The sequence below is a fragment of the Acinetobacter sp. HZNU-JH01 genome, from assembly GCF_037996845.1.
Lineage (GTDB): Bacteria > Pseudomonadota > Gammaproteobacteria > Pseudomonadales > Moraxellaceae > Acinetobacter > Acinetobacter haemolyticus.
Map to the genome: position 1 here is coordinate 1,321,117 of NZ_JBBMZX010000001.1, position 26,983 is coordinate 1,348,099.

The following is a 26,983-nucleotide window of genomic DNA, read 5'->3' on the forward strand; positions in this document are numbered from 1 at the left end:
TCATCAAACACAATAAGAGTATGACCAATGGCACTTTTACGCGTTGAAAAAAACAATGGAATCGCAACAGTTTCGTTAAATCGTCCAGACAAACGCAATGCAATGAGTTTTGCATTACTAAAAGAATTGGTCTCAACAGCTAAAAAAATTGAAAAGGATCGCTCTATTCGCTGCGTCATTTTAACAGGTGAAGCACAGGTCTTCAGTGCAGGTATCGATTTATCAGACCTAAACAACCCTAAAAACACCGCATTTGCGGCATGGGAACTGATCAAACCTGGACAAAGCCTATTCCAAAAAGCTTTTCTGATTTGGCAAAACCTACCTATCCCTGTTATTGCAGCAATTGAAGGATATTGCTTCGGTGCAGGCATGCAACTTGCACTTGCGGCAGACATCCGGATCGCAACACCAACAACACAAATGTCGATTATGGAAAGCCGTTGGGGACTTGTGCCCGACATGGGCTTAACACGTTCACTCAAAGGGCTTATTGGGGTTGACTTAGCCAAAGAGCTTACTCTCACTGCTCGGATTTTTGATGCTGAATATGCCAAAGAAATCGGCTTAGTGACGCACTTGGATACAGATCCTCTCGCCAAAGCCAATGTCATCGCTCAAGAGATGTTGCAACGCTCACCAGATGCATTGATGGCAGCAAAACGTGTTTTAGACGCGATGGAGCATCAACCAGAAAAGGCTCTACGTTTAGAAAAACTTTGGCAACTCAAACTACTATTAGGCAAAAACAGTACGCTTGCGCGTAAGAAAGATAAGAACCCTGAAATTGAGTTCTTACCTAGACAATATAAATAGACGTTGAGAAGCTTATAAGTGGGGGCATTCGGCACGCTCCCGCAAATAGACTCAAAAACAGCACAGGCTATAAACATGATACTTGATCAAAGAAATCCCATCGCTTTCTTAGGTATGGGTTTAATGGGCACGCGTATGGCAGCCCGACTGCTTCAAGCAGGCTACTCAGTTGCTGTTTGGAATCGTAACCCACTTGCATGTGAAGCATTGATTCAACAAGGTGCAACCGCCTTAACTTTAGAAGAAATTGGCAACTACCCTGTCATTTTGACCTGTTTAGCGGATGATCAAGCCGTTCAAAGCGTTTTTAACCAGTTCCAGCCTCACCTAAAAGCTCAACAAATCATTGTCGACTTTTCGAGTTTATCTGTTGCAGCAACACACCACCTTGCAACTACAGCACAACAACAACACGTTATATGGATTGACTCCCCAGTATCTGGTGGAACCACAGGTGCAGAGCAAGGTACTTTAGTAATTTTTGCAGGTGGCGATGCCAAAACAATTCAGCAGCTCGAACCAATCTACTCAGTACTCTCCCAGCGTGTTACCCGAATGGGCGAATCTGGTACAGGGCAAGCCACGAAGATTTGCAATCAGTTGATTGTTGCAGCCAACAGTACGCTGATTGCGGAAGCAGTTGCACTTGCAGAGCAAGCAGGTGTAGATACCCGTTTGCTCGCCCCTGCGCTTGCAGGGGGGTTTGCTGATTCCAAACCTTTTCAGATTCTTGCACCGCGTATGGCAACACATGTGTTTGAACCTGTGCAATGGAAAGTCCAAACATTATCTAAAGACTTAAACAATGCGTTACAACTCGCGCAAAGTTTTAACCTAAAGATACCTGTTGCACAAAAAGCCTTAGCACAGTTACAAGCGCACCAACAAAATGGCTTTGCTGAGAAGGATTTAGCCACTATCATCAAACTTATAGAATAATAATTAATGCTTCATGGAGTTTGATATGAGCCATCTTGCAGTCAATTTATCGATGATTTTTACAGAAGTGCCACTCATCGAACGTTTTGCATTGGCACACGCACACGGATTTCAACATGTCGAAATCCAATTCCCATATGAGCTTGAAATATTTGATATACAAGCACAACTTAACCAATACAACCTATCACTTTGCCTGATCAATGCACCTGCGGGTGATCTAATGCAAGGAGGTAATGGCTTAGCAGGTGTGCCTGGTTTAGAAACGACATTTCACCAAGCACTAGAGCTTGCAATCAGTTATGCAACCGCATTAAATGTTCCGCGTATCAACATCTTGGCTGGCAAACAACCTTTGGATGCAGATTTATTGCCATGCTTAAATACACTTGCAAGCAACTTAAAACTAGCTTGCCACATGTTGACTGAACATCATATTGAGCCTGTCTTTGAAATGATTAATGGCACAGATATGCCACGTTTTTTAATCCAGAACATTGCTCAAGGTCAAGAAATGCTAGAAGCAGTGAATCACCCAGCGTTAAAAATGCAATATGATTGTTACCACATGGCAATGATGGGCGAAGATGTGTTGGCGGGGTTACAAGAAAATATTCATCAAATTGGACACATCCAATTTGCGGATTGTCCGAGTCGTCATGAGCCTGATACTGGAAATATCCCCTATAAACAAATCTTTGACTGGTTATTACAAAGTGATTATCAAGGAATAATTGCGGCTGAATACAGACCAAAAGAGCATTCAGATCAATCATTTGCATGGAAACAGAAGTATTTTTCCAATGATGTGAATACATAAACTGTTACGGCTAAAATTTGAGTTTTTTTGTTAAAAACGGTATATTTGAGGATGAGCAATTGTCAGGAAAATATACCCTCTATGAATTTAGAACCATCGCCCAGCGCTTCTAATTCTCACGACCTAAAAATCACAACATCAAACAAAGATGTACACGCTTGCTTAAAAGTGGTACATGAAGCCCTCACTGATGTAAAAGCCAAAGATATTTTAGAACTTGATGTAAGTTCTATTAGCAATGTCGCTGATGCAATTGTAATTGCTAGCGGTACTTCAACTCGTCATGTCAAAGCCCTTGCTGACAATGTTGCTGATGAAGCACGTAAAGCAGGTTTTCGTCCGATTGGTGTCGAAGGTGAACGAGATGCCGAATGGATCTTAATTGACTTAGGTCACGTTGTAGTTCACGTCATGTTACCTACTGCTCGTAAGTTTTATGACCTTGAAAGTTTATGGCGTACACCTGAATCTGTTGCCTAATCCCTGATACACAAAAAAGCGATCTATTAAAGATCGCTTTTTTATTACCTATCTTATTAAGCTCAATTCCTCACTCCAAAATTGACATGACAAATTGTCATATTTAAGACATTATAGAATCGCTTTAAACTCAATCGATAAAAAGTCATAACTGGAGTGAACGAAGTGAAAATTCTAATTACTGGTGCTAACACAGGAATTGGTTTTGCGACCGCTGAACAACTGATTAAACAAGATCAACATGTCATTTTAGCTTGTCGCAACCCGCAAAAGGCTAAAGAAGCACAAGACAGATTACGTGCGTTAAACCAAGGTCAAGTTGACGTAGTATCACTTGACTTAAATAGCCTCGAAAATACAAGTAAAGCAGCCGATGAAATTGCAGATCGTTATGGCAATCTAGATATATTAATCAATAATGCTGGGCTTTTTTCCAAAACCAAACAGCTCACTCACGATGGCTTTGAGCAGCAATTTGGGGTGAACTACCTCGGACATTTTCTATTTACCCAAAAGCTACTTCCTGTACTAAAACAAGCACCCCAAGCACGAATTATCCATCTCGCATCCATTGCGCATTGGGCAGGGTCAATTAAGCCTAATAAATTTCGCGCTGAAGGTTTTTACAATCCTTTGTTTTATTATGGTCAATCTAAACTTGCCAATCTCCTATTTAGCAATGCACTAGCTGAGCAAATGGCCGGCACCAGCATTACCAATAATGCATTGCATCCTGGCGGTGTTGCATCTGATATCTATAGAGAACTGCCAAAACCTGTTTATGAAGTCATGAAAATCGGTTTAGTACCCACTTCTGTTCCTGCAAAGCTGATTACTCAAATGGCGATTGGAGATAGCTGGGCCAACCGTAATGGCGAATATGTTAGTGCACATATGCCAGACTGGAGATCTCCTCATGCTAAAAACCAACAGCTTGCCCGTGATCTCTATGCTCAATCTATGGATTTTGTAGAAAAGTATCTTTAAACGATTAGAACGAAATAAAAAAGCCACCCGAGGGTGGCTTTTCAATCCTGATGAGGTCAGATTAGTGACCACCACCATTGATTGCTTTCGTCATGTCTTCAACAACTTTCTTCGCATCACCAAAGACCATCATGGTTTTTTCATTGTAGAACAAGTCGTTGTCTAGACCAGCATAACCTGTTGCCATAGAACGCTTGATCACCATGATCGTACGAGCTTTGTGTGCTTCAAGGATCGGCATACCATAAATTGGCGAGCTTGGATCATCTTTCGCAGCTGGGTTTACAACGTCATTTGCACCGATTACAAGTACAACGTCAGTTGCTGGGAAGTCAGAGTTGATTTCATCCATTTCTAAAATGTCTTCATATGCAACATCAGCTTCAGCTAACAATACGTTCATGTGACCAGGCATACGACCAGCAACTGGGTGAATCGCAAAACGTACTTTCACGCCTTGCTCTTTTAAGATTTCACACAGCTCTTTTACCGCATTTTGTGCACGGCCTTGCGCCATACCGTAACCCGGTACAATCACAACGCTATCAGCATTTGACATCAAGAAGCCAGCATCATCCGCAGAACCTGAACGATAGTTACGTTGTACTTGCTCACCTTTGTCAGCAGCAACCGCAGTACCACCCATCGCACCACCAAACAATACATTGATGATCGAACGGTTCATTGCTTTACACATGATGTAAGACAGAATCGCACCAGAAGAACCTACAAGTGAACCCGCAACGATCAACATGTTATTTTCAAGTGTGAAACCAATACCTGCGGCAGCCCAACCAGAGAATGAGTTCAAGAGTGATACCACAACTGGCATATCACCACCACCTACTGGTGCAATCCACATCCAACCAAATGCCAGTGCAAATAGTGTCATGATATAGAATGCTGTTAAGCTATCAGTTGCGAAGTAGATACCACCAAATACAAGCATTGCAATAAATAATGCAGCTTGAACAGGTTTTACCCATGCACCAGAGATTGTTTTAGCCCATTTCTTCGCAGCCAATTTACCGTAAGCAAATACCGATGCAGTAAAGGTAATCGCACCAATGAAACAACCTACAAATAATTCAAAGCGATAAGTACTACTAAAACCAACAAAAGCTGAGTGACCTTGTGCCACCATTGCATCGTTCACCAATACAAGCTGTTCTGCATCGTATTGACCGAAGTGTGCAGCTTTTAATACGGTTGCGATTGCAATCAATACTGCAGCCAAACCAACCAAAGAGTGCATCAATGCAACCATTTCTGGCATTTGTGTCATAGGAACTGCACGTGCTTTAGCGATACCGATTACCGCACCAGCAGCCATTGCAACACCGATCATCCATACCACTGGACCTTCAGCAACGAAGAATGTTGTCAATACGGCGATTGCCATGGCAACCATCCCGTAGCGGCTACCTGCAATTGCAGTCTTAGGACCAGACAAACCACGTAAAGTTAGGATAAAGAGGACAGCACCTACTAGGTAGAACCAATCCGCATAATCTCGAATAAATTCCATCGCTTAGCCCTCTTTTTTCTTTTGCTTTGGTTTAAACATTTCCAGCATACGAGCTGTTACCGCAAAACCACCAAAAATGTTAATGCTTGCAAGGAATACAGCGATTGCACCTAAAATACTAATCGGGTTGATGGTCTGAAAATGCACAGAACCTTCAACACCAAGAAATGGCAAACCAACTGTTTGAATCATTGCACCAACAACAATAATTGAAGACAAAGCATTCGTTACGGCCATAAGTGGTGTATGTAACGCAGGCGTTACACCCCAAACAACGTAATAACCTACGAAGATGGCAAGGACGAAAATTGTAATCGTTTCAACCATGAGAAATCTCCTTAACCACGCTTGAGCAGTACTTGACCGCCATGTGTCACGAGTAACGCTTTTTGGATTTCATCTTCTTGATTGATCGCAAAGCCTTTTTCTTTATCAAACAATGTTTCAAGGAAGTTGAATACGTTACGTGCATACAATGCAGATGCCTCTGTCGCAACTGTGCCTGGAATGTTTGGAATACCCAAAATTTTCACGCCATTTTCAGTAACAACAGTTTCGCCTTCTTTCGAACCTTCAACGTTACCGCCAGTTTCAACCGCCATATCTAAGATGACTGAACCTGGTTTCATTTTGGCAACGGTTTCAGCTTTGATCAGACGTGGTGCATTACGACCTGGAATTAATGCAGTCGTGATTACGATGTCAGCATTTGATACAGCTTTATCTACGATCGCAGCTTGATCTTTGATGTATTGCTCACCAGGCTGCCAACCATATCCGCTTTTCGCAGCTTCAGCAGCACGTTGTTTTTCTTCATCGGACATTGGTACGTCTAACCATTTACCGCCTAAAGACTCAACCTGCTCTTTTGCTGTCGGACGTAAGTCAGTTGCTTCTACCACTGCACCTAAACGTTTTGCAGTCGCAATCGCTTGTAGACCTGCAACACCAACCCCCATGATCACAACACGCGCAGGTTTTACGGTACCCGCAGCTGTCATTAACATTGGGAACATGCGCTGATATTCAGCCGCTGCCAACAATACAGATTTATAACCTGCCAAGTTTGCTTGAGAAGAAAGTACATCCATGTTTTGTGCACGTGAAAGTGTACGTGGAAGTAATTCCAAAGCAAAAGCAGACACTTGCTGTGTAGCAAACTGATCTAATTCTGGATTGCGGTAAGGGTCAAACATTGCTACTACAGTGGTATTAGCCGCAAGTTTTTGAATTTCGTCACCTTTCGGAGCACGTACCTTCAAAATAATTTGGCTACCTGTATATGCATCGTCCGTAATGGTTGCGCCAACTTGTTCATAAGCACTGTCAATATAGGCTGCTTTAACACCAGCACCACGTTCAATGACAATACTATGACCTGCGTTAATCAACTTCTTAACTGTCTCTGGTGTAGCAGCTACACGACTTTCACCTGCGACAGTTTCGGTTGGGATTCCGATCTGCATGAGCGTTCCTCAAGCTAGTTTTTCTTAAGTAAACATCGCGACTCGCAATGTTTCCCCCAGGAGTATTCTTTGTAGAGATTTTGGATTTTAATGGAACTTTTTTAAAATTCCACCCAATATTTATTTAATAAATACCTATATTTTGAACTGATGATTCACATTCGAATTTAAAACTTGTATGCTCAGCACGTTTGACTTTTGATAAAGCAAATGCTGATTGAGATAAGTTTTTTATTCAAATCACTTGTCTTCAAGTCAATAAAGCTGGCTTACATTACGCATGTTTTAAAACATGATCACCAACCAAACTCTATAGTATTTATTCGCCTCTTTCCTTTTAAGCTCACCATCAGAGCACTAAATGCACATGATTGATATATCCATATGATGATTTACAAGCTTTACAAATTGAGGACTTGATTTGGCATCATAATCATGCAATTTCGTAGTGGGATTGGCTTATTTGAACTTTTATTGGTCTTTTCGGCGACTTGTTTTACTGATTTTTCACTGTACGTAAATTTATAACTATTGAAAACTCAATTATTTTCTCTGTATTTAGGTTTAATCTTTCCAACAGACCCTCAAAATGCAGCAAAAAGAAATGTAAAAAACCAATTCAGCATTTTTTCGAGTGATATTTATGACGGTTTTGCCAGACAATTTGATCTTATTGCACAATATTGGTGCATTTATTCAACAGATCCTCTGTCTGCTAAGTCTTTTTGATTCAATAAAAATAAAATTTCCTGAAAATGAGCACCCATTGCTTGCTCTGCTAAGCAATCATCTGGATTTCGCAATGGACATTGTTCCAAAGACAAGCAACCACAACCAATACACTGATCCAACTGCTGGCGTAATTGCAATAACATCATAATTTGCTGATCAAGCTGTCCTTGCCATTGTTGTGACATGGTCTGCCAGTCCTTTTTACTTGCGATCTGTTGCTTAGGTAAGGTCGCAAATGTCTCTTTGATTTGTTTTAAGCTAATTCCAACTTGCTGCGCTGCTTTAATAATTGCAATCCGTCGTAACATTGCCCGTTGATAGCGACGCTGATTTCCAGTCGTTCTCAGCCCCCAAATCAATTCTTTTTCTTCATAAAAGCGAATCGTCGGGACACTCACACCACTCCGTTTTGCCAACTCCCCAATACTGAGCCAAGTTTGTAATTGTTGTGATTTCAAAATTTACTTGACCTCTAGTTAACTTGAGCTTTGATACTAGCATAACTTCGTTTTCTTTATGGAATCTTGCTATGAATCTTATTAACCCACCAGCCTTTAAAATGATCAATCCAAGTGAGCTATACGACCCGATCAGCAATGGGTATAGCCATGTCACCGTGATTCAACCCAATATGCGAACTATTCATATTGCAGGACAAGGTGGCGAGAATAAAAATGGTGAACTTTCACAAGATTTTGACCAACAGGTACAACAAGTCTTTTATAATATCCAATACGCTTTAGCATCGGCACAAGCCAAACTTCAAGATATTGCTGTTTTACGTGTCCTCGTTGTCAATCATAATGAGGATAAACTTCACAGCTTCACACAAATCATGCAACGCTTATGGAAAGATCATCCATACCCTGTGTGCACGCTTATACCTGTGCCATGTTTAGCATTGAAAGGCATGCTGATCGAAGTTGAAGCAACAGCATATATCGCATAACCAGATCGAGAGAATCATGTCTGCACCTCAAGATATTAGTCAAAATAAGGCCCTGCTATGGTTTATGGCGACTGCATGTGGTTTATGTGCGGGCGCTAACTATTATAGTCAGCCTCTGATTCACTCTATTCAACAATATTTTGCAGTGACGGAGGGCCAAGCAGCGCTCACCGTTACTTTTGCTCAAGTGTCTTATGCTTTGGGCTTGCTTTTTATTGTACCTATGGGCGATGTCGTCAACAAAACCAAGTTCATTCCACTATTAATGTGTTTATGTGCGCTCGGTTTATTCGTGAGTGCCTTTTCGGTCAATTTACCCATGCTATGGCTTGGTACGATTATGGCTGGGATGTTCTCCGTTGCAGCACAAATCCTGATTCCACTGGCGACAATGACCGTCAATCCTGAAAAGACAGGTGAAGTGGTCGGATTTTTGATGAGTGGGTTATTGGTTGGGATTTTACTGTCGACCAGTTTGGCAGGATTATTTTCTAATTTATTCCACTGGAAAATGATCTACGTTGTTAGCGGTATTTTAATGCTTATCCTTGCATATGCTTTAAAAAGCCGTCTCCCTTATGTAATGCGCATGAAACTGAATTATGGGCAAGTCTTTGTTTCAATGGGACAACTGCTCAAACAAGAAAAGCGTTTAGTCTTACGTGCACTTTCAGGCGCTTTTGCCTTTGCCGCTGTTAGTATCTTATTTTCCACTATTGCATTATTACTCACAGCCGCACACCATCTTCCAGACCTTATGATCGGGATGGTCGGATTGGTTGGTATCTTTGGCGCCTTATCTACACAATATATTGGTAAATATGCAGATCAAGGCTATACCAAACAATTGACATGGATGGGTTGTGGCTTATTTATCATTAGTTGGATCTGTTTCTATTTCGGACAGATTTATTTATTGAGTTACATCCTTGGCTTTGCATTAATTCAGCTCGCTTTAGCCCTTGTCCATACCAGCAATCAGAGCATTATTTTCCGTTTACGTCCTGATGCCAAATCTCGGATTAATGCGATCTATATGACGGCATATTTTACTGGAGGTGCGTGTGGTTCAGCCTTAGGGATTTTTTCGTGGAATCACGGCGGGTGGAGCATGACCTGTTTAGTGGGGATCTGTTTAGTCTTTGCGTGTATGTTGTTTAGCTTTTTGGATAATCGCATTTCCACTCAAAGTGTCCAGACATAAAGTCAGAAGCCAAGAAGAATCAATATTCTTCTTGGCTGGATGTTTTATAAGATGAGATTTTTGGGCTTTATCGGCGCAATATCTTCTCGCGCTGCAATAAATTCAGGTCGAGGCTGGATCCCCCCTAGAGGTTGTTGCAATTGGTTGTCGATACTATTGTAAACAAAGAAAATATTACTTCGAGAAAACGGTGTAATATTGCTGTTTGAACCATGCATCAAATTACAATCAAAAAATACAACACTACCCGCACGTCCAGTACAAGAATGAATACCGCCCATATCCGCTAAATAATGCAGTAGACTTCCATCAGGAACGCCGTATTCTTGCTTTTTCAGTGACTTTTTATAGTGCTCATCCGGCGTCTCACCTTGGCAAGAAATATAATGTTGATGTGATCCCGGAATCACTAGCAAAGGCCCATTATGCTCATTATTGTCAGTCAATAAAATCGAACAACTGAGCGCACGCATTCTCGGCATACCATCTTCACTATGCCATGTTTCAAAATCAGAATGCCAAAAAAACTCTTTGCCATGTAGCCCAGGTTTATAGTTAATCCGTGATTGGTGTATATACACTTCACTGCCTAATAATGACCGAGCAATGTTTAAAACACGCTCATCTGAGACCAAGTTTTTAAACACTTCATTGAGTCGGTGGACATTAAAAATAGAACGGACTTCCTGACTTTCACGCTCAATAATTGCTTCTGGTCTTTGCTGCATCGCATATGCATGACGCATTTGATGTAACTCGTCGAGCAGATATTTGACCTCATCTGTGCTAAACAAATCATCTATTTGCAAAAAACCATTGGTTGCATAATCTTGCTTTTGTTGTGCTGTTGCCCCTTCAAGCAGAATCGAATCATAAACGACGGGATCTGCACGAGAAATAATAGCTGCCGCATCACTTCTTCGTGTCAGATAAGGATTGCTCATTTGCATATTTAAGCCTCCTCCTCCGTCTGCTTCATCATTTGTGCAGGTGTTGCATAGACACCATCCTTATCATGCACTTCATTCCCGACCAATGCAGGATTGAAGGTACAGACTAAAACTAAATCAGTTTTAGCACGCAGATAGTGATTGTCATGCTTATCAAGCGCATATAGTGTTCCAGGTGTGATTTTATACACCTCACCTGATGGGATCAGTTCAACCTCTCCTTCACCTTTGACACAATACACAGCTTCTAAATGGTTCTTATACCAAATATGCGTTTCTGTACCTGCAAAAATGGTGGTTTCATGCATCGAAAAGCCCATACCATCATCTTGTAATAATAAGCGGCGACTTGCCCAAGTTTCTGTTTGCACATCACGCTCAGTATTTAAGATATCTTGTAGTTGACGAACGATCATGAAACAACTCCCTGTACTTTTGCTTTGGATTTGGTTTTATGTTGAGATGAAAGAGAAGGTGAATAGACTTGAACCACATGTTTAATCGCTTGTTCAAGCAGATCAATACCTTGCTCTAAGGTTTGATTTTCAATGGTTAATGGGGGTAGTAATTTCACAACCTCCCCCCGACTGCCAGAGGTTTCAATCACAAGACCGAGCTGAAATGCATGTGTGGTGACTTCATCAGCCCAATCAGGATTTTTAAATGCAAGTCCTTGCATCAGACCACGACCACGATGAGTCAATTCCGCAGTCGGAAATTTTTGCACGATCTCTTGTAAACGGCGACTAACCAAAGCTGATTTTTCTACAAGTTCAGTTTGGAATTTTTGATCAGCCCAAAAATGTTGTATTGCCTTAGTTGCCGTCACAAATGCGAGATTATGTCCTCGGAACGTGCCATTGTGCTGCCCCGGACGCCAAATATCCAATTCTGGCTTAAACAACACCAACGACATCGGCAAACCAAAACCAGATAAAGACTTTGATAAAGTCACGATATCGGGATTAATCTCAGCAGTTTCAAAACTAAAGAAATGCCCCGAACGACCGCAACCTGCCTGAATATCGTCGACAATCAATAAAATTTTATGTTGCTTACACAGTGCAGAAAGTCGCTTCAACCAATCAATACTTGCCGTATTTAAGCCACCTTCGCCTTGCACGCACTCCACAATAATCGCAGCAGGCAAATCCACACCGCTACTTCGATCCGTCAATAATTTATTGAGCATATCAATCGTATCAACATCTGGACCGAAATAACCTGCGTAAGCTGCATGATGGACATTTCCCAAAGCAACGCCGGCTGCTTCACGAAACTTTTGATTACCTGTGAGTGCCAGTGCACCCAAACTCACCCCATGAAAACCATTGGTAAACGCAATAACATTATGACGTTTAGTGACATTTCGCGCTAACTTAATTGCAGCTTCCACGGCATTGGTTCCCGTTGGACCTGTAAATTGCAACTTATAATTCAGACGACGCGGTTTCAAAATATATTGTTCAAAGTTTTCAATAAACGCCTTCTTTGCAGAAGTCGCCATATCCAAACCATGCACAATCCCATCTTGTACCAGATAATCAATTGCAGCCTGCTTCAACACAGGATGGTTATGCCCATAATTTAATGTGCCAGCTCCTGCGAGAAAGTCGATATAAGCTCGATCCATCTCATCCACTAATACTGCATTTTTTGCGGTTTTAAATACAGTTGGAAAAGAATGGATATAGCCGCGGACTTCAGACTCCAATCGACTGAAAATATTCATGAATAACTCCAAGTAGTTAAAAAGTTAAAAGACTTAAAAAGTCGCTCAATCCCATTTCCAAAGACCAATGGTGTACAGATCTTCTGGTTCGTGTTGGATATCAAAAGGTTCAGGCTGAATCGGTTGAAGTGCTTGTTTTGACAAAAAAGGACTGACTTTGCAATCAACGTCAAATCGTTCAGCGAAACTTCGGAAAAGATTTTGAGAGGCTTTGTTACTTGGAGAAATTGTTGTTTTTAAAAATTCTAATTGTCTGGATGCTAAACATTGTTCTTTTACTTGATCAAGGAGCAAGGAGCCAATCCCTTTTCCTTGCTCACTGGGCGATACTGCAATCTGCCACAAGAAATAGGTGTTGGGGTCTTCTGGACAAACATAGCCTGTCACCGCACCACAGATCTGATCTTTATGATCATAGGCAACAAAACAGGTATCGGTATGATGCTCGGCAAGTAATGCGTATGCATACAATGAATTAAGATCCAAAGATGGACAAGACTGAATCAACGCATGCACTTCACGTACATCTTGGGGTTGAAAATTACGAACTCGACACTGATTCAGTTGATGAATAATTGATGATTTGGTCAAACGAATTGACTGTCTTGATAAAGCTTCCACGCTATCTCCTTTTGTATTTCCATACTCGGCATACTCAAGTTAGTAGTGGCATCAGAATCATGAGACATTAGTCATTGAACACAATCAAACTTATAATCTTTATTACCTGTTAAAAATTTTGTACTGACTTTAATTCGGTACTTTTGCCTCAAGCAACTGGGCAAACTGCTCTAATGAAATCACAAGACGTTGCCGCTCATCATCCGTTAAAGCTTGTAAAGCCAGTGAAAAACCTTCAGGTAACGCAGATGGTGATTGATCTAAGAGTTGTTCGCCTTTTGAAGTTAAGCTCACATGTACATGGCGACGGTCTTGTGTATCTCGCATTCGTAATACCAAGCCCTTTTCTTCTAGACGATCAACAATTCCAACAACTGTACTTGGACTCACAAAAATGGCTTTACCGATCGTAGACATACTACATGGACCCATTTTTGCGATGGTCATAAGGGCAACTAATTGCGGCGTTGTAATCTGGTGAAGTTGAGACAACCGTTTGGAGTATAACTCCACACATTGTTCAATCCGCCGAACACTTTGTAAAACACGAACAGCATCATCCATCTTAATCACGCACAAAAAAAGCTAAACACACTATTGTAGTACGTTGTACATGATGTTGTCTGTATTTTCAGAAAAACATTCGTGTTCTATCTATTCGCCTTAATCATCACTCCAAATACATTTGATCTCTGATACCTTGAGTAGAAATCATTATAGGTAGTGAATATTTCTTCTTCAAATCAATTGATCTCAAATAGTTTCAATAAGAACTATTTTATTCAGAATAAACAAATAAAATACTTATTAATCATGCGATTAAAAATCATGTAATTTTATGTAAAGCGAATAAAATAACAATGGTCGATATTTATGAACAAATATCGACCATTTCCAACTTTAGCGCATAATCGTGATTTGCTGGTCTAATCCACAAACAGGATTAAACTTTTAATCTAAATCAACATCAAGTCATACGTGATTGAATCATCTAAAAGCTTCAAAACAGCACAAATAAAAGTGATTTTTCATGCATTTTATAATTCATTTTGACATCAACAAGTACTTTAAATTGAGCGTTGATTGACTCGCTTAGACAACTCTTCCGCGGACTCCTTTCGCTCCGAATAACGATCTGTGAAATACTTACTTTGTCCACGTGTGAGCAAGGTAAATTTAAACAACTCTTCCATCACATCAACAATACGATCATAGTAAGACGAAGGTTTCATGCGACCATCCTCATCAAACTCTAAAAATGCTTTAGGAATCGAAGACTGATTTGGAATCGTGATCATCCGCATCCAACGCCCCAAAATACGCATTTGATTAACACTGTTAAAGGACTGCGAACCACCACTGACTTGCATCAATGCCAAGGTTTTACCTTGCGTAGCACGAATCGCACCACCCGCAAGTGGAATCCAATCAATCTGTGATTTAAAAATTGAACTCATCGAACCATGACGTTCAGGTGAACACCATACCATTCCCTCTGACCATGCCAATAACTCATGTAATTCTTTGACCTTTGGATGTTCCATATCAGCATCTTCAGGTAGAGGTAAACCTTTTGGATGGAAAATTCTCACCTCAGCACCCAAATATTGCAAAATGCGTCCTGCCTCCATCACCGCTAAACGACTATAAGAGCGTTCACGATTTGAACCATATAACAATAAAATACGTGGTGGATGATCCAACTCTACTGCCTGAATCTGTTTAAATTCAGGCTTAGCTAACAGTTCAATTTCGATATTTGCAACATCAACATCAAATTCGTTCATTGGGAAAATACTTCTTCTTTAACCACAGTGAAACACTCACCAGTGCAATTAATACAGGAACCTCTACCAACGGACCGATTACAGTCGTAAATGCAACTGGAGAAGCTAAACCAAACGTCGCAATCGCCACAGCCAATGCCAACTCAAAATTATTACCAGCCGCCGTAAATGAGATCGCCGTAGTTCGAGGATAATTATTCCCCATTGCTTTACTCATAAAGAAGCTGATAAAAAACATTAAGACAAAATAAATCGTCAATGGAATTGCAATACGAATCACATCTAAAGGTAAGCTCACAACATCACTACCTTTGAGACTAAACATCGCCACAATAGTGAACAATAATGCAAGCAAACTTAAAGGGCTGATCTTAGGCAAGAATGTATTTTGATACCAATCTAACCCTCGCGATTTAACCAAAATCAATCGTGTCAAAAAGCCAAGTAAAAATGGAATGCCAAGATAAACCAATACGGCATGTGTAATCGTCCAAAAATCGACATCGATCACCTGTCCTGCCACACCAAAATACGGTGGTAAAACAGTTAAAAACAACCACGCATAAGTACTAAAGAATAAAATCTGGAAAATACTATTGAATGCGACCAAAGCCGCAACATATTGATTATCACCGCAAGCAAGTCCATTCCAAACCAATACCATTGCAATACAACGTGCCAACCCAATCAGGATCAAGCCAGTCATATACTCTGGATAGCTATGCAAAAAGATGATCGCTAGTAAAAACATGAGGATCGGTGCAATCAACCAATTCTGTACCAAAGATAAAACCAAGGTTTTTTTATCTTTAAATACTTCTGGCAAGGTTGCATAATCTACTTTAGCCAAGGGCGGATACATCATCAAAATCAATCCAATCGCAATGGGGATATTGACGGAATCCACACTCATTTGGTTCAAACCAACAGAAACTTGCGGGAAAAATACACCGATCGCCACCCCAAGCCCCATCGCCAGAAAAATCCAGAGGGTGAGATTACGATCTAAAAAGGACAATCCTGATTTAGCCATGTTCAATCCAGTTAGTCGATGTGTGAGATTTGATTAATCGCAGCAATTTTTTCTGGACGTGTCATATTGGTAAGATCATGTGCAAATAGCGCATCAAGACGGCGATTAATATGATCAACGGTCTCTTGGAAAGCTTTGAGCTTTTCATCTTTAGGTAATTCTAAATGCGAAGGATCCGCCAAGCCCCAATGCGCCTTGATTGCACCGCCTAGATAAAGCGGACATGCTTCTTGTGCCGCCGAATCACAAACTGTAATCACCACATCAGGTTGGTATTGCTCACAATCATCGATGGTCTTACTCCAAAGCCCATCCGTTTCAAGCCCTAAACTTTGTAAGGTTTCAATAGTCAATGGATGCACTTGTCCTGAAGGCTTACTGCCCGCACTATAAGCCTTCCACCCCACTGGCGCACGATGATTAAAAAGCACTTCTGACAAAATGCTACGACAGCTGTTACCTGTACATAAAAAAAGAAATTTCATAATGTTTTACTCACAATAACTTTGTGTTGATAGCGTCGCTAATGTTGAAAGATTACCCACTGACGTGGTGCTTAATATTTTCAAGATGTCATGGCACCAATCAGGCAATTGTGGATTAATACTGTAATACACCCATTGGCTCTGTCGTCTGTCTTGCAATAACCCTGAAGAACGCAATAAAGCCAAATGTCTAGAAATCTTTGGTTGGCTCAGTTGTAATTTTTCGGTGAGATCACATACACACAATTCTTTATTTTCTACGACTAAGGTGACGATATTGAGACGAGTTTCGTCCGATAAACATTTAAAAAAATTGACTTGATCCATATCCACCTCTAAATCTCATATTTGAATATGCAGATAATCACATATAAAAACTAAATATTTAATTTACTCTTTGCCCATTTTCATCAATAACTTGCTCACCATCTTCTTTGATAAAAGCACCTTTTTGTGGCAACGGTAAAATATCTAAAACTACTTCAGATGGGCGGCTTAAGCGTGTACCCAATGCCGTCACAACAAAAGGACGATTAATCAAAATCGGATGTTCAAGCATAAAATTAATAAGCTCATTATCGCTCCAATCCTCACGCTCCAGCACCAAATCACGATATGGATCGACATTTTTACGCATTGCGTCCCTTACAGATAAACCAGCATCAGCGATCAGTTGAATCAACTTTTCTCGTGTAGGTGGTGTTACCAGATATTCGATTACTGTTGGCTCAATCCCTGTATTACGGATCAAAGCCAAAGTATTTCTAGACGTCCCACAAGCTGGGTTATGGTAAATCGTTACATCTAAAGAAGCTGTCATTTGGATTCATCCAAGCTTTATATTCTTATATCTTTATATACGAATTAGCATATATAAACAATGTACATCAAATTTATTTTTCCTTCTACGCGACATAAACTTTGACCTTTATTTCTATTTATATAACAAAATCAAAAACAAAGAAACCACAACGATTAAATTGTGGTTTCCTCTATTTCACGATTCTCAAGATTTTAGTAACACTATTTGCTCAGAATACAAAGGTTCTTAACTTTGATTTGATCGGATTGATTCGAAATTCCAGTTTCAAAACTTAAAATGATGTAATTGCAGAAAAAGCCAATGGCATAGCAAAGAAAGTTAAGACACAAGATGCTGTACGTTGTAAATTACGCTGATTCAACCAAGCGATTTTGTTTGAAATCAAAACTGTTCCAAAAGCAATCCATAAAAATGCAATCGGTGTAATCAGTGCCAAAAATGTTCCCATATGAATTATATATTCATGGAGACTCACCCAAACTGTAGGCGGAAAAATTGCCGAAGCAAATAACAATGCTTTAGGGTTAAGTAAAGTAGCGAAAAACAAAGCTTTTGATGTAATTAATAGTTGATTTAGATCTATCTGCTTAGTTGAGGTTATCCATAGTTTAATTGCTAAGTAAATAATAAAAGCGGCGCTCAACAACTTTATAAGAGGTGGTAACCAAGGTATATAGTGTGAAACTGATTCAAGTAAAAACCCCCATGCAGTAATTGCAATAAAATATCCCAGAACCTCAGATGGAATTAATTTAAGTGAACGTTTGATACCAATTTGAATTCCAGATGACGCCAATAATGTATTCGTTGGACCTGGTGTAAGTAAGATCGTAATGATCAAACCAAAGAATAAAAATGTCACCATAAACAAATACCTTTGTTAAATTGTGCAGGTGCACTATGGCAAAATAGATAGAGATTTGTCGACAAAGTGGTTGTAACAAAAAATATTTAACATCAAGTTTCAATATAAAAATCAATAAATTAAATAAAACGAACTTTTTAGCCTACTTAAACAAAATATGTGAGAGGCATCACCTTTTATCATGTTTTAGCCAATTAACCTTTTTTTTAATTCATATATTATTCTGATTATTAAGAACAATTTATGATCTAGATTAAAATATATGAACGTTAAAGTGATCAAAACTCACTCTCTTTTGAATGACTTACACATGTCTCCATAAGCAAATGTACTGCTTGTAGTTTTATGCTAATATTGCGCGCAATTGGCCCATTGATCATTCAGCAAGATCAAGCACGGGCTAGCATTTTCGACCTCTTCCTCCGATCCAATGTATTGTATTCAGCCCATACAGATATGTGCAGTGTATTCCTTTTGCTTGATTACAATCCGATTGGCTATTTAAGGTATGATTTTTAATGACGCTTAAGCAAACCGTTGAAACCATTAGTAATCCAAGAATCAGCGTAGCACCGATGATGGATTGGACAACGAAGGACTATCGTTTCTTTGCGCGTTTGTTTAATCCGAATGTTGTCTTATATACTGAAATGGTCACCACAGGCGCGATTATTTATGGTGGTGCAAATCGTCATTTAGACTTCAATAAAGAAGAACACCCAATTGTATTACAGCTCGGTGGTTCCAATCCGAAAGAGTTAGCAACCTGTACCCAAATGGCTGAAGAATGGGGCTATGATGAAGTCAATTTAAATGTTGGTTGCCCAAGTGATCGAGTACAAAATAATAAGATCGGTGCATGTTTAATGGCGGAGCCGAATCTCGTTGCTGAATGTATTCATAGTATGCAAAAAGCTGTGTCGATTCCTGTAACCGTCAAACACCGTATTGGTATTGATGACATGCAATCCTATGAAGAAATGCTGCATTTTGTCGATACTGTCGCTGCAACAGGTTGTACCCATTTTATCGTGCATGCACGTATCGCGATTTTGCAAGGTCTATCACCAAAAGAAAATCGAGAAGTGCCACCGCTACGCTATGATGATGTTTATCGTTTAAAACAAGAGCGCCCACATCTTACGATTGAAATTAATGGTGGTATCAAAACCTTTGATGAGACACAACAACATTTACAGCATGTTGATGGTGTCATGATTGGACGTGAGGCCTATCACAATCCTTATTTGCTCGCTGAAATGGGACAACTTTGGAATCTAGAAGCGCCTGATCGTTTTGAGATTATGCAACAAATGATGCCATATATTCATCAACGTGTTGCAGAAGGCGCACCATTATCAATTATCACACGACATATTCTAGGTTTGTTTCAAAACTTGCCGGGTGCACGCAAATGGCGTCAAGCCCTAAGCGGTGGCAATGCAAAAACTATTAATGATATTGAAAATGCAATCCAAAATATCCAAGCGGCCATGCAACGCACTGAAGATTATATTCGAGCGCAAAAGTGTGATTAAAATCACACTTTACCCCTTTATTCAATCAAAATGAAATATTATTTTACAAATCATTTTATTTAAACTAAACAAACCTCAAAGGCATGATAAAAAAAGAATTATTCAGTCCGCTGTTTTTATAAGTTATCCACAGCACCCGCAAAATGATACATTATTACATTACAAATGACTTTTCAGACGATTTTTCGCTTACCATGTCTTCCGCCAAGAGTCTGGCACTAAATTTGGTTATATAGAAAATGCGATAGAGTTTGACGATGATTTATGATGCGCCCTCAGTTGATCACAGCATGGTTCACACCCCACCCCATCAATTGATTGTGACCACCCCAAAACAGCCTGCTATAGATGTAATGACATTTGCTCAAAAGTTAACACGTAGAGCATCTTATCGTAGCTCATCACAATGTGCGCGGTTTGTTCGCATCGCACTACAAGCAGCTGGCGCCAATATTGTGAATCATCCTGTTGCCGCATCTGATTGGGGAAGAACCTTACAAGATATCGGATATAAAAAGATTAGCCCTGCTTTTGACAATCCACAAAAGGGTGATATTTACATCATTCACCGTACTGCCAAACACCGCTATGGTCATATTGCAGGCTTCTCTGGTACGCAATGGATCTCTGATTTTAAACAACGTAGTCATGATATTTACAAAGATAAAAACGTGACGTATAGCTACTACCGCTTAAGTTCAAATTATATCTAATCAAACCTCAGGGCTGTGATCATCAGCCCTTCTTTGTATCTAACTTTTTCAGAACTTCTGCCACTGCAACCATCGCAAAGCTTGATGTCACCACCACGGCTGATCCATAGCCACCACAGCGCAAGCCAGCACTTGGATTAAATGCAGTATCTTCCGATGTCGAACAAGCTTCTGTATTTGAAAATGGGTTGTCGATTGAATACACGCACGTAATCCCAAACTTTTCTTTAGGCTTCTTGCAGATACCTTTAGAGCGCAATTGAGCGCGTAACTTCGCCAACATCGGGTCTTGTTCTGTCTTTGATAGATCTGCAACTCGTATTTTGAGAGGATCGAGCTTACCGCCTGCCCCACCCGACACAATTAACGGGATCTTGTTAAAGCGACAATGCAGCATCAATGCGAGTTTGGCTTTGACATCATCGATACAGTCTAAAATGATATCGGGAGTAGGATTTAAAATCTCTTTGACATTTTCAGGTGTTAAATAGTCATCAATTATATTCACTGTCATGCGTGGATTGATCTGACGACACCGCTCCGCCATCACTTCGATTTTTTCTTGTCCCAAAGTGGATGTCATCGCTGGAAGCTGACGATTAATATTCGATGCGGCAACCACATCCATATCGACAATAGTTAACTCACCGATCCCTGTACGCGCCAACGCTTCTACTGCCCAACTCCCAACACCACCAACACCGATCACCATCACATGACTATTTTCATAATGGCTAAATGAACTTTCTCCATAAATTTTTGCCACACCAGCAAAACGGCGGTCATATTCATCATTTTGGAGATCGGTCATGCGCAACATCTAACATAAGAAAATCAGAAGTATTTTACCTGAATACAGACTTAGAAAACAAAGCCCTGTACATGACAGGGCTTTATTAGCTTTATGCTGCGATTAGATTCCGCAATACATAATGCAAAATACCGCCTGCCTTGAAATATTCCACTTCATTTAAAGTATCGATACGGCACAAGACCTTAAATTGATCCTGCTGACCATCTTCACGAAGCACACTCACATCCAACGTTTGATGTGGTTGAATATCATCCGATAAACCGTGGATAGAGAGAACTTCTCGGCCTGTTAAATTTAAAGACTGACGCGATTGCTCATCGATAAATTGCAAAGGTAAAACCCCCATCCCAACAAGATTCGAACGATGAATTCGCTCAAAACTTTCAGCGATAACCGCTTTTACACCAAGTAAATTTGTTCCTTTAGCAGCCCAGTCACGCGAAGAACCTGTGCCATATTCTTTTCCAGCGATAATTACTAAAGGCGTTTTTTCCTGCTGATAACGCATCGATGCATCGTAAATCGAAAGTTTGTCACCACTCGGAATATGAATGGTATTGCCACCTTCTTCGCCACCCAACATTTCATTCTTAATTCGAATATTGGCAAATGTGCCTCGCATCATCACTTCATGATTACCACGACGCGAACCATATGAGTTGAAATCTTTTGGATCTACACCTTGCTCCTGCAAATAACGTCCCGCTGGACTATCCTTCTTAATATTTCCCGCTGGAGAAATATGGTCAGTTGTCACAGAATCACCTAACACCGCTAAAATACGTGCCTGTTCGATATTCTCAATTGATCTTGGTGGTTGATCAATCTCATCAAAGAATGGCGGATGACGAATATAGGTTGAATCATCTTGCCACGTATAAGTCTGACTTTGTGGGATTTGAATCGCCTGCCATGTTTCATCACCATCAAAAACAGCAGCATATTCCTTATGGAACATTTCTGTATTTACTTTTTGCAGCATCTGATCAATCTCAGCCTGCGTCGGCCAAATGTCTTTCAGATAAATATCCTGTCCATCTTTCCCTTGCCCAATCGGTTGAGAAGTTAAATCCGTACGAATATTCCCCGCTAAACCATAAGCAACAACCAAAGGCGGTGATGCCAACCAATTGGTTTTCACCAGTGGATGAACACGCCCTTCAAAATTACGATTGCCTGACAGTACAGAAGCGACATTTAAGTCATGACATTGAATTGCTTCTTCAACTGGATCAGGTAAAGGTCCAGAATTTCCGATACAAGTGGTACAACCATAGCCGACAAGGTTATAACCCAATTGATCTAAATAGGGAGTCAAACCTGCCGCAGCAAGATAATCTGTTACGACTTTTGAGCCTGGTGCAAGTGAACTTTTCACCCAAGGTTTTCGCTGTAGACCTTTTTCAATTGCTTTCTTCGCCAATAAGCCTGCGGCTAACATCACACTTGGGTTCGAAGTATTGGTACATGACGTAATGGCTGAAATCACCACATCACCATGGTTCAAAGGATAGATTTGCCCATCAATCGTGCAAGCTGGACTTTCATGAGGCAAATTAGCCTGCTTAGCCGCAACCGCTGTGCCACCTCCGCCTTCATTTTCCAATTGTTCTTTCATTTCATCGACAGGCTTTAGTGTTAGTTCCATCAATGTATTAAAAGTCTTTGCTACATCCGCCAGTAGCACACGATCTTGTGGACGTTTTGGACCAGCTAAGCTGGCTTGAACCGTACTCATATCCAAACTTAATGTATCGGTAAATACGGGTTCATCTCCTGTATTTCGCCATAAACCTTGGGCTTTACTATAGGCCTCAACCAAATCAATTCGTTGTTGTTGACGGCCTGTCAATGCCAAATAGGACAATGTAACTTCATCAATCGGGAAGAAACCACAGGTCGCACCATACTCAGGTGCCATATTGGCAATCGTCGCGCGATCAGCCAACGGCAAATCAGCTAAACCATCACCATAGAACTCAACGAACTTACCGACCACACCCTTTTGGCGAAGCATCTGTGTAATCGTTAAGACCAGATCTGTCGCAGTAATTCCCTCATTTAGTCTACCCGTTAATTTGAAACCGACGACTTCAGGTATCAGCATCGATACAGGCTGTCCAAGCATTGCAGCTTCCGCTTCAATCCCACCGACACCCCAACCCAAAACACCTAAACCATTGATCATAGTCGTATGCGAGTCAGTACCGACCAAGGTATCTGGAAATGCAAACGTCTGCCCATCATCTTCACCTAACCAGACGGCTTGAGCAAGATACTCCAAATTGACTTGGTGACAAATGCCTGTACCAGGTGGCACAACACTAAAATTATCAAAAGCAGATTGCCCCCAACGCAAAAATTGATAACGCTCGCCATTGCGCTCCATCTCAATTCTCACGTTCACATCAAATGCATTTTGATTGGCAAAATGATCGACCATCACCGAGTGGTCAATCACCAAATCTACAGGTGACAATGGATTGATTCTGTTTGGATCTCCACCTGCCTTTGCCATCGCAGCACGCATTGCCGCCAAATCAACAACAGCCGGTACCCCTGTAAAATCTTGCATCAGGACACGTGCCGGGCGATATTGAATTTCTTGATCAGAGCGTTTGTCTTTTTGCCAATCAACTAAGGCTTGAATATCCTCAACTTTTACACTTTTTTGATCTTCAAAGCGCAATAAATTTTCCAATAAAACTTTTAAAGACTTAGGTAACTTATCAATATTACCGAGTTGCTCAGCTGCTCGAGCTAAGCTATAGATTTGATAGGATGTAGAACCGACTGTTAGTGTTTGTAATGCATTGAAACTATTAATTTTGCTATATCTGGCCATAAGGTTACCCTCCCAGTATTGGCGCTTTGTTTATTATGAAGTGCTTTATTTAATGTACCCTTGTTTGGGAAACAATGTGTTCCCTTTTAGTATCTTATTGGGGCTGAGATTATGTTCTTATTATTCTAAAATTTTATATTCAAAGTGCTCAAAGAGTTTAGCCATATTTGTTGGGCAAGGACTTCTTGTGATTGCCCCAGAATTTCAGCCAAATACTCAAGTACATACGGTAAATTAACAGGGGTATTACGTGTGCGGTGTTCGGTCGATGTTTGACAGCATAATGGTGTCATATCAGGACAATCCGTTTCTATCACTAAATGTTCTGAGCCGATCGCGTGTACCACTTGATGTAATTTCTTGGCGTTTGGATTGGTGATTTGTCCTGTGATCCCAATTTTAAATCCGAGTTTTACCAATGCTTTCGCTTCTTCGACCCCACCACTAAAAGCATGTGCAATCCCACCCAATTTAAATTTCTGTGCTTTTAATATCGCGATACTTTCAGCATGTGCTTTGCGAATATGCAATAACACAGGCTTGTTGTATTGGCTGGCTAGTTCAAGCTGGGCATTAAAATAATATTGTTGTTTGGCGAATAACTCAGGCTGCTTATGCTGTTTTAAAAAGGTATCTAGACCAATCTCTCCCACCGCAACACAATCATGTTGCTGTAATATCCGCTCAAGCTGTTGTAGATGAGCCTCATGATGTTGCTCAATATAAAAAGGATGTAAACCGGGTGCAAGATACGATTTGGGAACATTGTCCCAACCTTGTAATTGTTGATGGGTTTGAATCAATGTATCAAAGCGGGACTCAATAAAACCGATTAAAATCAGCGCTTCCACGCCGACCTGTTTTGCCTGCACCGCCAACTGTTGCCGATCTAGATCAAAATCGGCAACATCGAAATGGGTATGGGTATCAAATAGCTGCATATTGAGTTACCTATCCCTTCTATTATTTTGCAATCTACCGACCTTCAAGTTTCATAGGAAGTTAGGAAGATGTCACAGGTGTCGAAGCTGCTGGCGCATCCACTTTCGGTAAGTACTCAGGTTTTATTACACCTTGCAGTTGATCATAAGGAATAACCAGACGCGGCAAACCGACTGCATAAGGACCTATTTCGTATTCACCATATTGTAAAATTAATCCTTGTTCTCCAAACAAGAAATTCTCCGTCATTTGAAATGGCCATGCTTGCTCATATTCTTCAGGATTATTGGCAAGTTTAGTATCCACAATCCATGTTTTAAATGCATCATGGGTCAGCTTTTTCAACACAGCTTGCTGTTTAGGTAACAATAAATCTTTTAACTGCACCTGCTTTTGCTGGACTAAATCAAAATTAAAATATTGTTGTGCAGTGGAGCCATGCGCTCCCCCCATATAACTACTACTATTTAAAACAATCGTTGCCAAGCTACCTTCTGTTTGTAAGATTTTAGGCTTCACCATCAAACTAATTTGATGATTAACGCTCAATGCTTTTAACTCCTCATCTACTTTAATAAAAGCATTAGCATACTGTTGAACTTGAGGTGTTATTTTAGGCTCCTGCTCAGCTGCTTGTACACTAGATACTGCCGTTTCAATATCAACAATATCTAACATTTTGCTTAACTGATCTAAGATCTGCTGATCTAAAAATTGATCAATAAATGGGAAATTACTCTGCAAACGCTCTACAACAAATTCTGGACAAGTATTTCCCTTACATTCTGGCAAAGTCAGCTCTACTTTCACCGTTTCACCACGCAAAGTTGTTTCTGTTTGCTGCTCTACAACAGGATCTTTGGTTTGTTCCTGTGATTCTTTCGGTTCTGATTTTGGTTGGCAAGCAGCAAGTAAAATTGCACAGGCAAGAACGCTATATTTATAAAATGTTTTCATCTGGAACCTATAAGCATTGTTATCACACAAGATTTTTTAAATGCTATCGAACTTCATTTGAAACTACTAGGCATACATGCAATTTCTATACGTAGCCGCCCAAAATTTAAAACATTTTTTGGTAGATTTCAGGTTGTAGCATTTGTTTCGTTTGTTCAGTCGTAAAGTAAATATCCAGTTGTGGTGCATCTTTACTAATCTCATTGGCACGATAATGAATACCAATCCCTTCACCATCAAAAAACCAATCTGCTTGCCCCCAATATAAAGTTTTCGGAAGCTGTTTATTGACCTCAGCAGACTGTTGTTCACGCCATGTTTGATAATGTGCCTGAATTAGACTATGCATCACCGTTTGTTGATTCTTTTGAATCACATCCAATACCGTTAAAGATTTTAGCAGCTTCCGATCAGCAACAAAAAAATAGTAACGATCCTTGACCGAAACATCTTCTTGTTTACTATCTACCCCAATCTGCAACAATACATATTGGTTACGTTGTGAGGCAATACGAGTGCTCATCTGTAACTCATAGGCTTTATTTTGTGAATATTTATCCTGCCACTCATCAGACTTTTTCACATATGCATTGATCGCTTGTTGCAAGCTCATATTTTGCTTTAATTCGATTTGATGCTGAATCACATTTGACTGTTGCTGCTCAATCCATGAATTAAGCCAATGATCTTGAGTATTGACCGTTTGAATCGCAATATCGATACAATTTTTCTTCTCACAAAAAGGTAAAGCATACTTCGCTTTTGCTTCTTGGATATTTAAATAAGGCAGTACCTCGGCTTTTTCTATTTTAGATGTCTGCTGTATTGTGGAATCTGCTTCACTTTTATCAGGACGATCACATGCGGTTAAAGCCATTATTCCCATCATTAAACTGATCGTAGCAAGTGGTTTTAAAATATTCATGATCACTCATCCCTTTATTTTTAGCATCTTCA

General features: G+C 40.3%; 29 protein-coding genes. 9 read left to right on the plus strand and 20 right to left on the minus strand.

Going from position 1 to position 26,983, the window contains the following annotated elements; all coding sequences use genetic code 11:
- The first annotated feature begins 27 nt into the window (after positions 1 to 27).
- The 5 genes from AAC851_RS06285 (at position 28) to AAC851_RS06305 (ending at position 4,042) form a co-directional block, all read left to right on the plus strand.
- Positions 28 to 816 carry a crotonase/enoyl-CoA hydratase family protein gene (locus AAC851_RS06285; protein ID WP_004637942.1) on the plus strand — a complete coding sequence of 263 codons (789 nt, stop codon included), beginning with the start codon at positions 28 to 30 and terminating at the stop codon, positions 814 to 816.
- A gap of 75 nt (positions 817 to 891) precedes the next feature.
- A complete protein-coding gene (locus tag AAC851_RS06290) occupies positions 892 to 1,755 on the plus strand; it encodes an NAD(P)-dependent oxidoreductase (RefSeq protein ID WP_005085317.1) in 864 nt (287 codons plus the stop codon).
- 25 nt (positions 1,756 to 1,780) lie between these two features.
- On the plus strand, positions 1,781 to 2,575 hold the full coding sequence (locus AAC851_RS06295) for a hydroxypyruvate isomerase family protein (RefSeq protein ID WP_005085320.1): 795 nt from the start codon (positions 1,781 to 1,783) through the stop codon (positions 2,573 to 2,575).
- Between the two features lie 81 nt (positions 2,576 to 2,656).
- Positions 2,657 to 3,055 (plus strand): ribosome silencing factor, encoded by a 399-nt coding sequence (gene rsfS / locus AAC851_RS06300; protein WP_004637939.1) that lies wholly within the window; start codon positions 2,657 to 2,659, stop codon positions 3,053 to 3,055.
- Between the two features lie 165 nt (positions 3,056 to 3,220).
- Entirely contained in the window at positions 3,221 to 4,042 is an 822-nt protein-coding gene (locus AAC851_RS06305) for an SDR family NAD(P)-dependent oxidoreductase (RefSeq protein ID WP_005085321.1), read from the plus strand.
- Positions 4,043 to 4,103: 61 nt separating this feature from the next.
- Here AAC851_RS06305 and AAC851_RS06310 read toward each other — a convergent pair whose 3' ends face one another.
- The 4 genes from AAC851_RS06310 to soxR all read right to left on the minus strand — a co-directional run bounded on the left by AAC851_RS06310 (position 4,104) and on the right by soxR (position 8,226).
- Complete coding sequence (locus AAC851_RS06310; RefSeq protein ID WP_004637936.1) at positions 4,104 to 5,570, minus strand: NAD(P)(+) transhydrogenase (Re/Si-specific) subunit beta; 1,467 nt, start codon at positions 5,568 to 5,570, stop codon at positions 4,104 to 4,106.
- Between the two features lie 3 nt (positions 5,571 to 5,573).
- Positions 5,574 to 5,897 (minus strand): proton-translocating transhydrogenase family protein, encoded by a 324-nt coding sequence (locus AAC851_RS06315; RefSeq protein WP_004637935.1) that lies wholly within the window; start codon positions 5,895 to 5,897, stop codon positions 5,574 to 5,576.
- 11 nt (positions 5,898 to 5,908) lie between these two features.
- Positions 5,909 to 7,036 carry a Re/Si-specific NAD(P)(+) transhydrogenase subunit alpha gene (locus AAC851_RS06320; RefSeq protein ID WP_005085324.1) on the minus strand — a complete coding sequence of 376 codons (1,128 nt, stop codon included), beginning with the start codon at positions 7,034 to 7,036 and terminating at the stop codon, positions 5,909 to 5,911.
- A gap of 692 nt (positions 7,037 to 7,728) precedes the next feature.
- On the minus strand, positions 7,729 to 8,226 hold the full coding sequence (gene soxR / locus AAC851_RS06325) for a redox-sensitive transcriptional activator SoxR (protein WP_005085327.1): 498 nt from the start codon (positions 8,224 to 8,226) through the stop codon (positions 7,729 to 7,731).
- Between the two features lie 71 nt (positions 8,227 to 8,297).
- Here soxR and AAC851_RS06330 point away from each other — a divergent pair, with 71 nt between their 5' ends.
- Both AAC851_RS06330 and AAC851_RS06335 read left to right on the plus strand, forming a co-directional pair.
- The gene (locus AAC851_RS06330) at positions 8,298 to 8,717 is read left to right on the plus strand and encodes a RidA family protein (protein ID WP_005085329.1); all 420 of its coding nucleotides are present in this window, start codon (positions 8,298 to 8,300) and stop codon (positions 8,715 to 8,717) included.
- A 16-nt stretch (positions 8,718 to 8,733) separates the two neighbouring features.
- Positions 8,734 to 9,921: an MFS transporter gene (locus AAC851_RS06335; protein WP_005092324.1), complete on the plus strand. Its 1,188-nt coding sequence runs from the start codon at positions 8,734 to 8,736 to the stop codon at positions 9,919 to 9,921.
- Between the two features lie 44 nt (positions 9,922 to 9,965).
- Here the strand turns inward: AAC851_RS06335 and thpD are convergent, their stop codons facing one another.
- The 11 genes from thpD to AAC851_RS06390 all read right to left on the minus strand — a co-directional run bounded on the left by thpD (position 9,966) and on the right by AAC851_RS06390 (position 18,217).
- The gene (gene thpD, locus AAC851_RS06340; RefSeq protein WP_134252856.1) at positions 9,966 to 10,871 is read right to left on the minus strand and encodes an ectoine hydroxylase; all 906 of its coding nucleotides are present in this window, start codon (positions 10,869 to 10,871) and stop codon (positions 9,966 to 9,968) included.
- Positions 10,872 to 10,873: 2 nt separating this feature from the next.
- Positions 10,874 to 11,287 (minus strand): ectoine synthase, encoded by a 414-nt coding sequence (locus tag AAC851_RS06345; RefSeq protein ID WP_005085334.1) that lies wholly within the window; start codon positions 11,285 to 11,287, stop codon positions 10,874 to 10,876.
- On the minus strand, positions 11,284 to 12,603 hold the full coding sequence (gene ectB / locus AAC851_RS06350) for a diaminobutyrate--2-oxoglutarate transaminase (RefSeq protein WP_340600655.1): 1,320 nt from the start codon (positions 12,601 to 12,603) through the stop codon (positions 11,284 to 11,286). Before ectB ends, AAC851_RS06345 begins: the two co-directional genes overlap by 4 nt.
- 45 nt (positions 12,604 to 12,648) lie before the next feature.
- The gene (ectA, locus tag AAC851_RS06355) at positions 12,649 to 13,224 is read right to left on the minus strand and encodes a diaminobutyrate acetyltransferase (protein ID WP_340600656.1); all 576 of its coding nucleotides are present in this window, start codon (positions 13,222 to 13,224) and stop codon (positions 12,649 to 12,651) included.
- A 129-nt stretch (positions 13,225 to 13,353) separates the two neighbouring features.
- Positions 13,354 to 13,788 carry a MarR family winged helix-turn-helix transcriptional regulator gene (locus AAC851_RS06360; RefSeq protein ID WP_004637923.1) on the minus strand — a complete coding sequence of 145 codons (435 nt, stop codon included), beginning with the start codon at positions 13,786 to 13,788 and terminating at the stop codon, positions 13,354 to 13,356.
- Positions 13,789 to 14,291: 503 nt separating this feature from the next.
- On the minus strand, positions 14,292 to 15,011 hold the full coding sequence (gene arsH, locus AAC851_RS06365; RefSeq protein ID WP_208464599.1) for an arsenical resistance protein ArsH: 720 nt from the start codon (positions 15,009 to 15,011) through the stop codon (positions 14,292 to 14,294).
- Positions 14,998 to 16,044 (minus strand): ACR3 family arsenite efflux transporter, encoded by a 1,047-nt coding sequence (gene arsB, locus AAC851_RS06370; RefSeq protein WP_017396226.1) that lies wholly within the window; start codon positions 16,042 to 16,044, stop codon positions 14,998 to 15,000. Before arsB ends, arsH begins: the two co-directional genes overlap by 14 nt.
- Before the next feature lie 11 nt (positions 16,045 to 16,055).
- The gene (locus AAC851_RS06375) at positions 16,056 to 16,529 is read right to left on the minus strand and encodes an arsenate reductase ArsC (protein WP_017396225.1); all 474 of its coding nucleotides are present in this window, start codon (positions 16,527 to 16,529) and stop codon (positions 16,056 to 16,058) included.
- A gap of 6 nt (positions 16,530 to 16,535) precedes the next feature.
- A complete protein-coding gene (locus AAC851_RS06380; protein ID WP_075316165.1) occupies positions 16,536 to 16,856 on the minus strand; it encodes a metalloregulator ArsR/SmtB family transcription factor in 321 nt (106 codons plus the stop codon).
- Positions 16,857 to 16,914: 58 nt separating this feature from the next.
- Positions 16,915 to 17,349: an arsenate reductase (glutaredoxin) gene (gene arsC / locus AAC851_RS06385; protein WP_340600657.1), complete on the minus strand. Its 435-nt coding sequence runs from the start codon at positions 17,347 to 17,349 to the stop codon at positions 16,915 to 16,917.
- 274 nt (positions 17,350 to 17,623) lie between these two features.
- On the minus strand, positions 17,624 to 18,217 hold the full coding sequence (locus AAC851_RS06390; RefSeq protein WP_340600658.1) for a LysE family translocator: 594 nt from the start codon (positions 18,215 to 18,217) through the stop codon (positions 17,624 to 17,626).
- A gap of 518 nt (positions 18,218 to 18,735) precedes the next feature.
- Here AAC851_RS06390 and dusA point away from each other — a divergent pair.
- The gene (dusA, locus tag AAC851_RS06395; RefSeq protein ID WP_340600659.1) at positions 18,736 to 19,755 is read left to right on the plus strand and encodes a tRNA dihydrouridine(20/20a) synthase DusA; all 1,020 of its coding nucleotides are present in this window, start codon (positions 18,736 to 18,738) and stop codon (positions 19,753 to 19,755) included.
- Between the two features lie 257 nt (positions 19,756 to 20,012).
- Positions 20,013 to 20,468 (plus strand): CHAP domain-containing protein, encoded by a 456-nt coding sequence (locus AAC851_RS06400; RefSeq protein ID WP_004637913.1) that lies wholly within the window; start codon positions 20,013 to 20,015, stop codon positions 20,466 to 20,468.
- A gap of 22 nt (positions 20,469 to 20,490) precedes the next feature.
- Here the strand turns inward: AAC851_RS06400 and AAC851_RS06405 are convergent, their stop codons facing one another.
- The 5 genes from AAC851_RS06405 to AAC851_RS06425 form a co-directional block, all read right to left on the minus strand.
- Positions 20,491 to 21,279: a tRNA threonylcarbamoyladenosine dehydratase gene (locus AAC851_RS06405; protein WP_208464596.1), complete on the minus strand. Its 789-nt coding sequence runs from the start codon at positions 21,277 to 21,279 to the stop codon at positions 20,491 to 20,493.
- A 91-nt stretch (positions 21,280 to 21,370) separates the two neighbouring features.
- Positions 21,371 to 24,127 carry an aconitate hydratase AcnA gene (gene acnA, locus AAC851_RS06410; protein ID WP_340600660.1) on the minus strand — a complete coding sequence of 919 codons (2,757 nt, stop codon included), beginning with the start codon at positions 24,125 to 24,127 and terminating at the stop codon, positions 21,371 to 21,373.
- Positions 24,128 to 24,252: 125 nt separating this feature from the next.
- Positions 24,253 to 25,068, minus strand: coding sequence for a TatD family hydrolase (locus AAC851_RS06415; protein WP_340600661.1), 816 nt, complete (start codon positions 25,066 to 25,068; stop codon positions 24,253 to 24,255).
- 61 nt (positions 25,069 to 25,129) lie between these two features.
- Positions 25,130 to 26,026 carry an RsiV family protein gene (locus AAC851_RS06420; RefSeq protein ID WP_125502105.1) on the minus strand — a complete coding sequence of 299 codons (897 nt, stop codon included), beginning with the start codon at positions 26,024 to 26,026 and terminating at the stop codon, positions 25,130 to 25,132.
- Between the two features lie 106 nt (positions 26,027 to 26,132).
- Complete coding sequence (locus tag AAC851_RS06425; RefSeq protein ID WP_100833245.1) at positions 26,133 to 26,951, minus strand: hypothetical protein; 819 nt, start codon at positions 26,949 to 26,951, stop codon at positions 26,133 to 26,135.
- Between the last annotated feature and the right edge of the window lie 32 nt (positions 26,952 to 26,983).

Coding starts and splice junctions, on each gene's coding strand:
- AAC851_RS06425 (WP_100833245.1), bottom strand. CDS start 26,951: ATGAATATTTTAAAACCACTTGCTACGATCAGTTTAATGATGGGAATA.
- AAC851_RS06285 (WP_004637942.1), top strand. CDS start 28: ATGGCACTTTTACGCGTTGAAAAAAACAATGGAATCGCAACAGTTTCG.
- AAC851_RS06310 (WP_004637936.1), bottom strand. CDS start 5,570: ATGGAATTTATTCGAGATTATGCGGATTGGTTCTACCTAGTAGGTGCT.
- acnA (WP_340600660.1), bottom strand. CDS start 24,127: ATGGCCAGATATAGCAAAATTAATAGTTTCAATGCATTACAAACACTA.
- AAC851_RS06335 (WP_005092324.1), top strand. CDS start 8,734: ATGTCTGCACCTCAAGATATTAGTCAAAATAAGGCCCTGCTATGGTTT.
- ectB (WP_340600655.1), bottom strand. CDS start 12,603: ATGAATATTTTCAGTCGATTGGAGTCTGAAGTCCGCGGCTATATCCAT.
- AAC851_RS06330 (WP_005085329.1), top strand. CDS start 8,298: ATGAATCTTATTAACCCACCAGCCTTTAAAATGATCAATCCAAGTGAG.
- AAC851_RS06295 (WP_005085320.1), top strand. CDS start 1,781: ATGAGCCATCTTGCAGTCAATTTATCGATGATTTTTACAGAAGTGCCA.
- arsC (WP_340600657.1), bottom strand. CDS start 17,349: ATGACAGCTTCTTTAGATGTAACGATTTACCATAACCCAGCTTGTGGG.
- AAC851_RS06380 (WP_075316165.1), bottom strand. CDS start 16,856: ATGGATCAAGTCAATTTTTTTAAATGTTTATCGGACGAAACTCGTCTC.
- AAC851_RS06345 (WP_005085334.1), bottom strand. CDS start 11,287: ATGATCGTTCGTCAACTACAAGATATCTTAAATACTGAGCGTGATGTG.
- arsB (WP_017396226.1), bottom strand. CDS start 16,044: ATGGCTAAATCAGGATTGTCCTTTTTAGATCGTAATCTCACCCTCTGG.
- AAC851_RS06375 (WP_017396225.1), bottom strand. CDS start 16,529: ATGAAATTTCTTTTTTTATGTACAGGTAACAGCTGTCGTAGCATTTTG.
- AAC851_RS06400 (WP_004637913.1), top strand. CDS start 20,013: ATGATTTATGATGCGCCCTCAGTTGATCACAGCATGGTTCACACCCCA.
- AAC851_RS06415 (WP_340600661.1), bottom strand. CDS start 25,068: ATGCAGCTATTTGATACCCATACCCATTTCGATGTTGCCGATTTTGAT.
- dusA (WP_340600659.1), top strand. CDS start 18,736: ATGACGCTTAAGCAAACCGTTGAAACCATTAGTAATCCAAGAATCAGC.
- AAC851_RS06320 (WP_005085324.1), bottom strand. CDS start 7,036: ATGCAGATCGGAATCCCAACCGAAACTGTCGCAGGTGAAAGTCGTGTA.
- AAC851_RS06390 (WP_340600658.1), bottom strand. CDS start 18,217: ATGGTGACATTTTTATTCTTTGGTTTGATCATTACGATCTTACTTACA.
- AAC851_RS06405 (WP_208464596.1), bottom strand. CDS start 21,279: ATGACCGATCTCCAAAATGATGAATATGACCGCCGTTTTGCTGGTGTG.
- AAC851_RS06420 (WP_125502105.1), bottom strand. CDS start 26,026: ATGAAAACATTTTATAAATATAGCGTTCTTGCCTGTGCAATTTTACTT.
- AAC851_RS06290 (WP_005085317.1), top strand. CDS start 892: ATGATACTTGATCAAAGAAATCCCATCGCTTTCTTAGGTATGGGTTTA.
- arsH (WP_208464599.1), bottom strand. CDS start 15,011: ATGAACGAATTTGATGTTGATGTTGCAAATATCGAAATTGAACTGTTA.
- thpD (WP_134252856.1), bottom strand. CDS start 10,871: ATGCAAATGAGCAATCCTTATCTGACACGAAGAAGTGATGCGGCAGCT.
- rsfS (WP_004637939.1), top strand. CDS start 2,657: ATGAATTTAGAACCATCGCCCAGCGCTTCTAATTCTCACGACCTAAAA.
- AAC851_RS06360 (WP_004637923.1), bottom strand. CDS start 13,788: ATGGATGATGCTGTTCGTGTTTTACAAAGTGTTCGGCGGATTGAACAA.
- AAC851_RS06315 (WP_004637935.1), bottom strand. CDS start 5,897: ATGGTTGAAACGATTACAATTTTCGTCCTTGCCATCTTCGTAGGTTAT.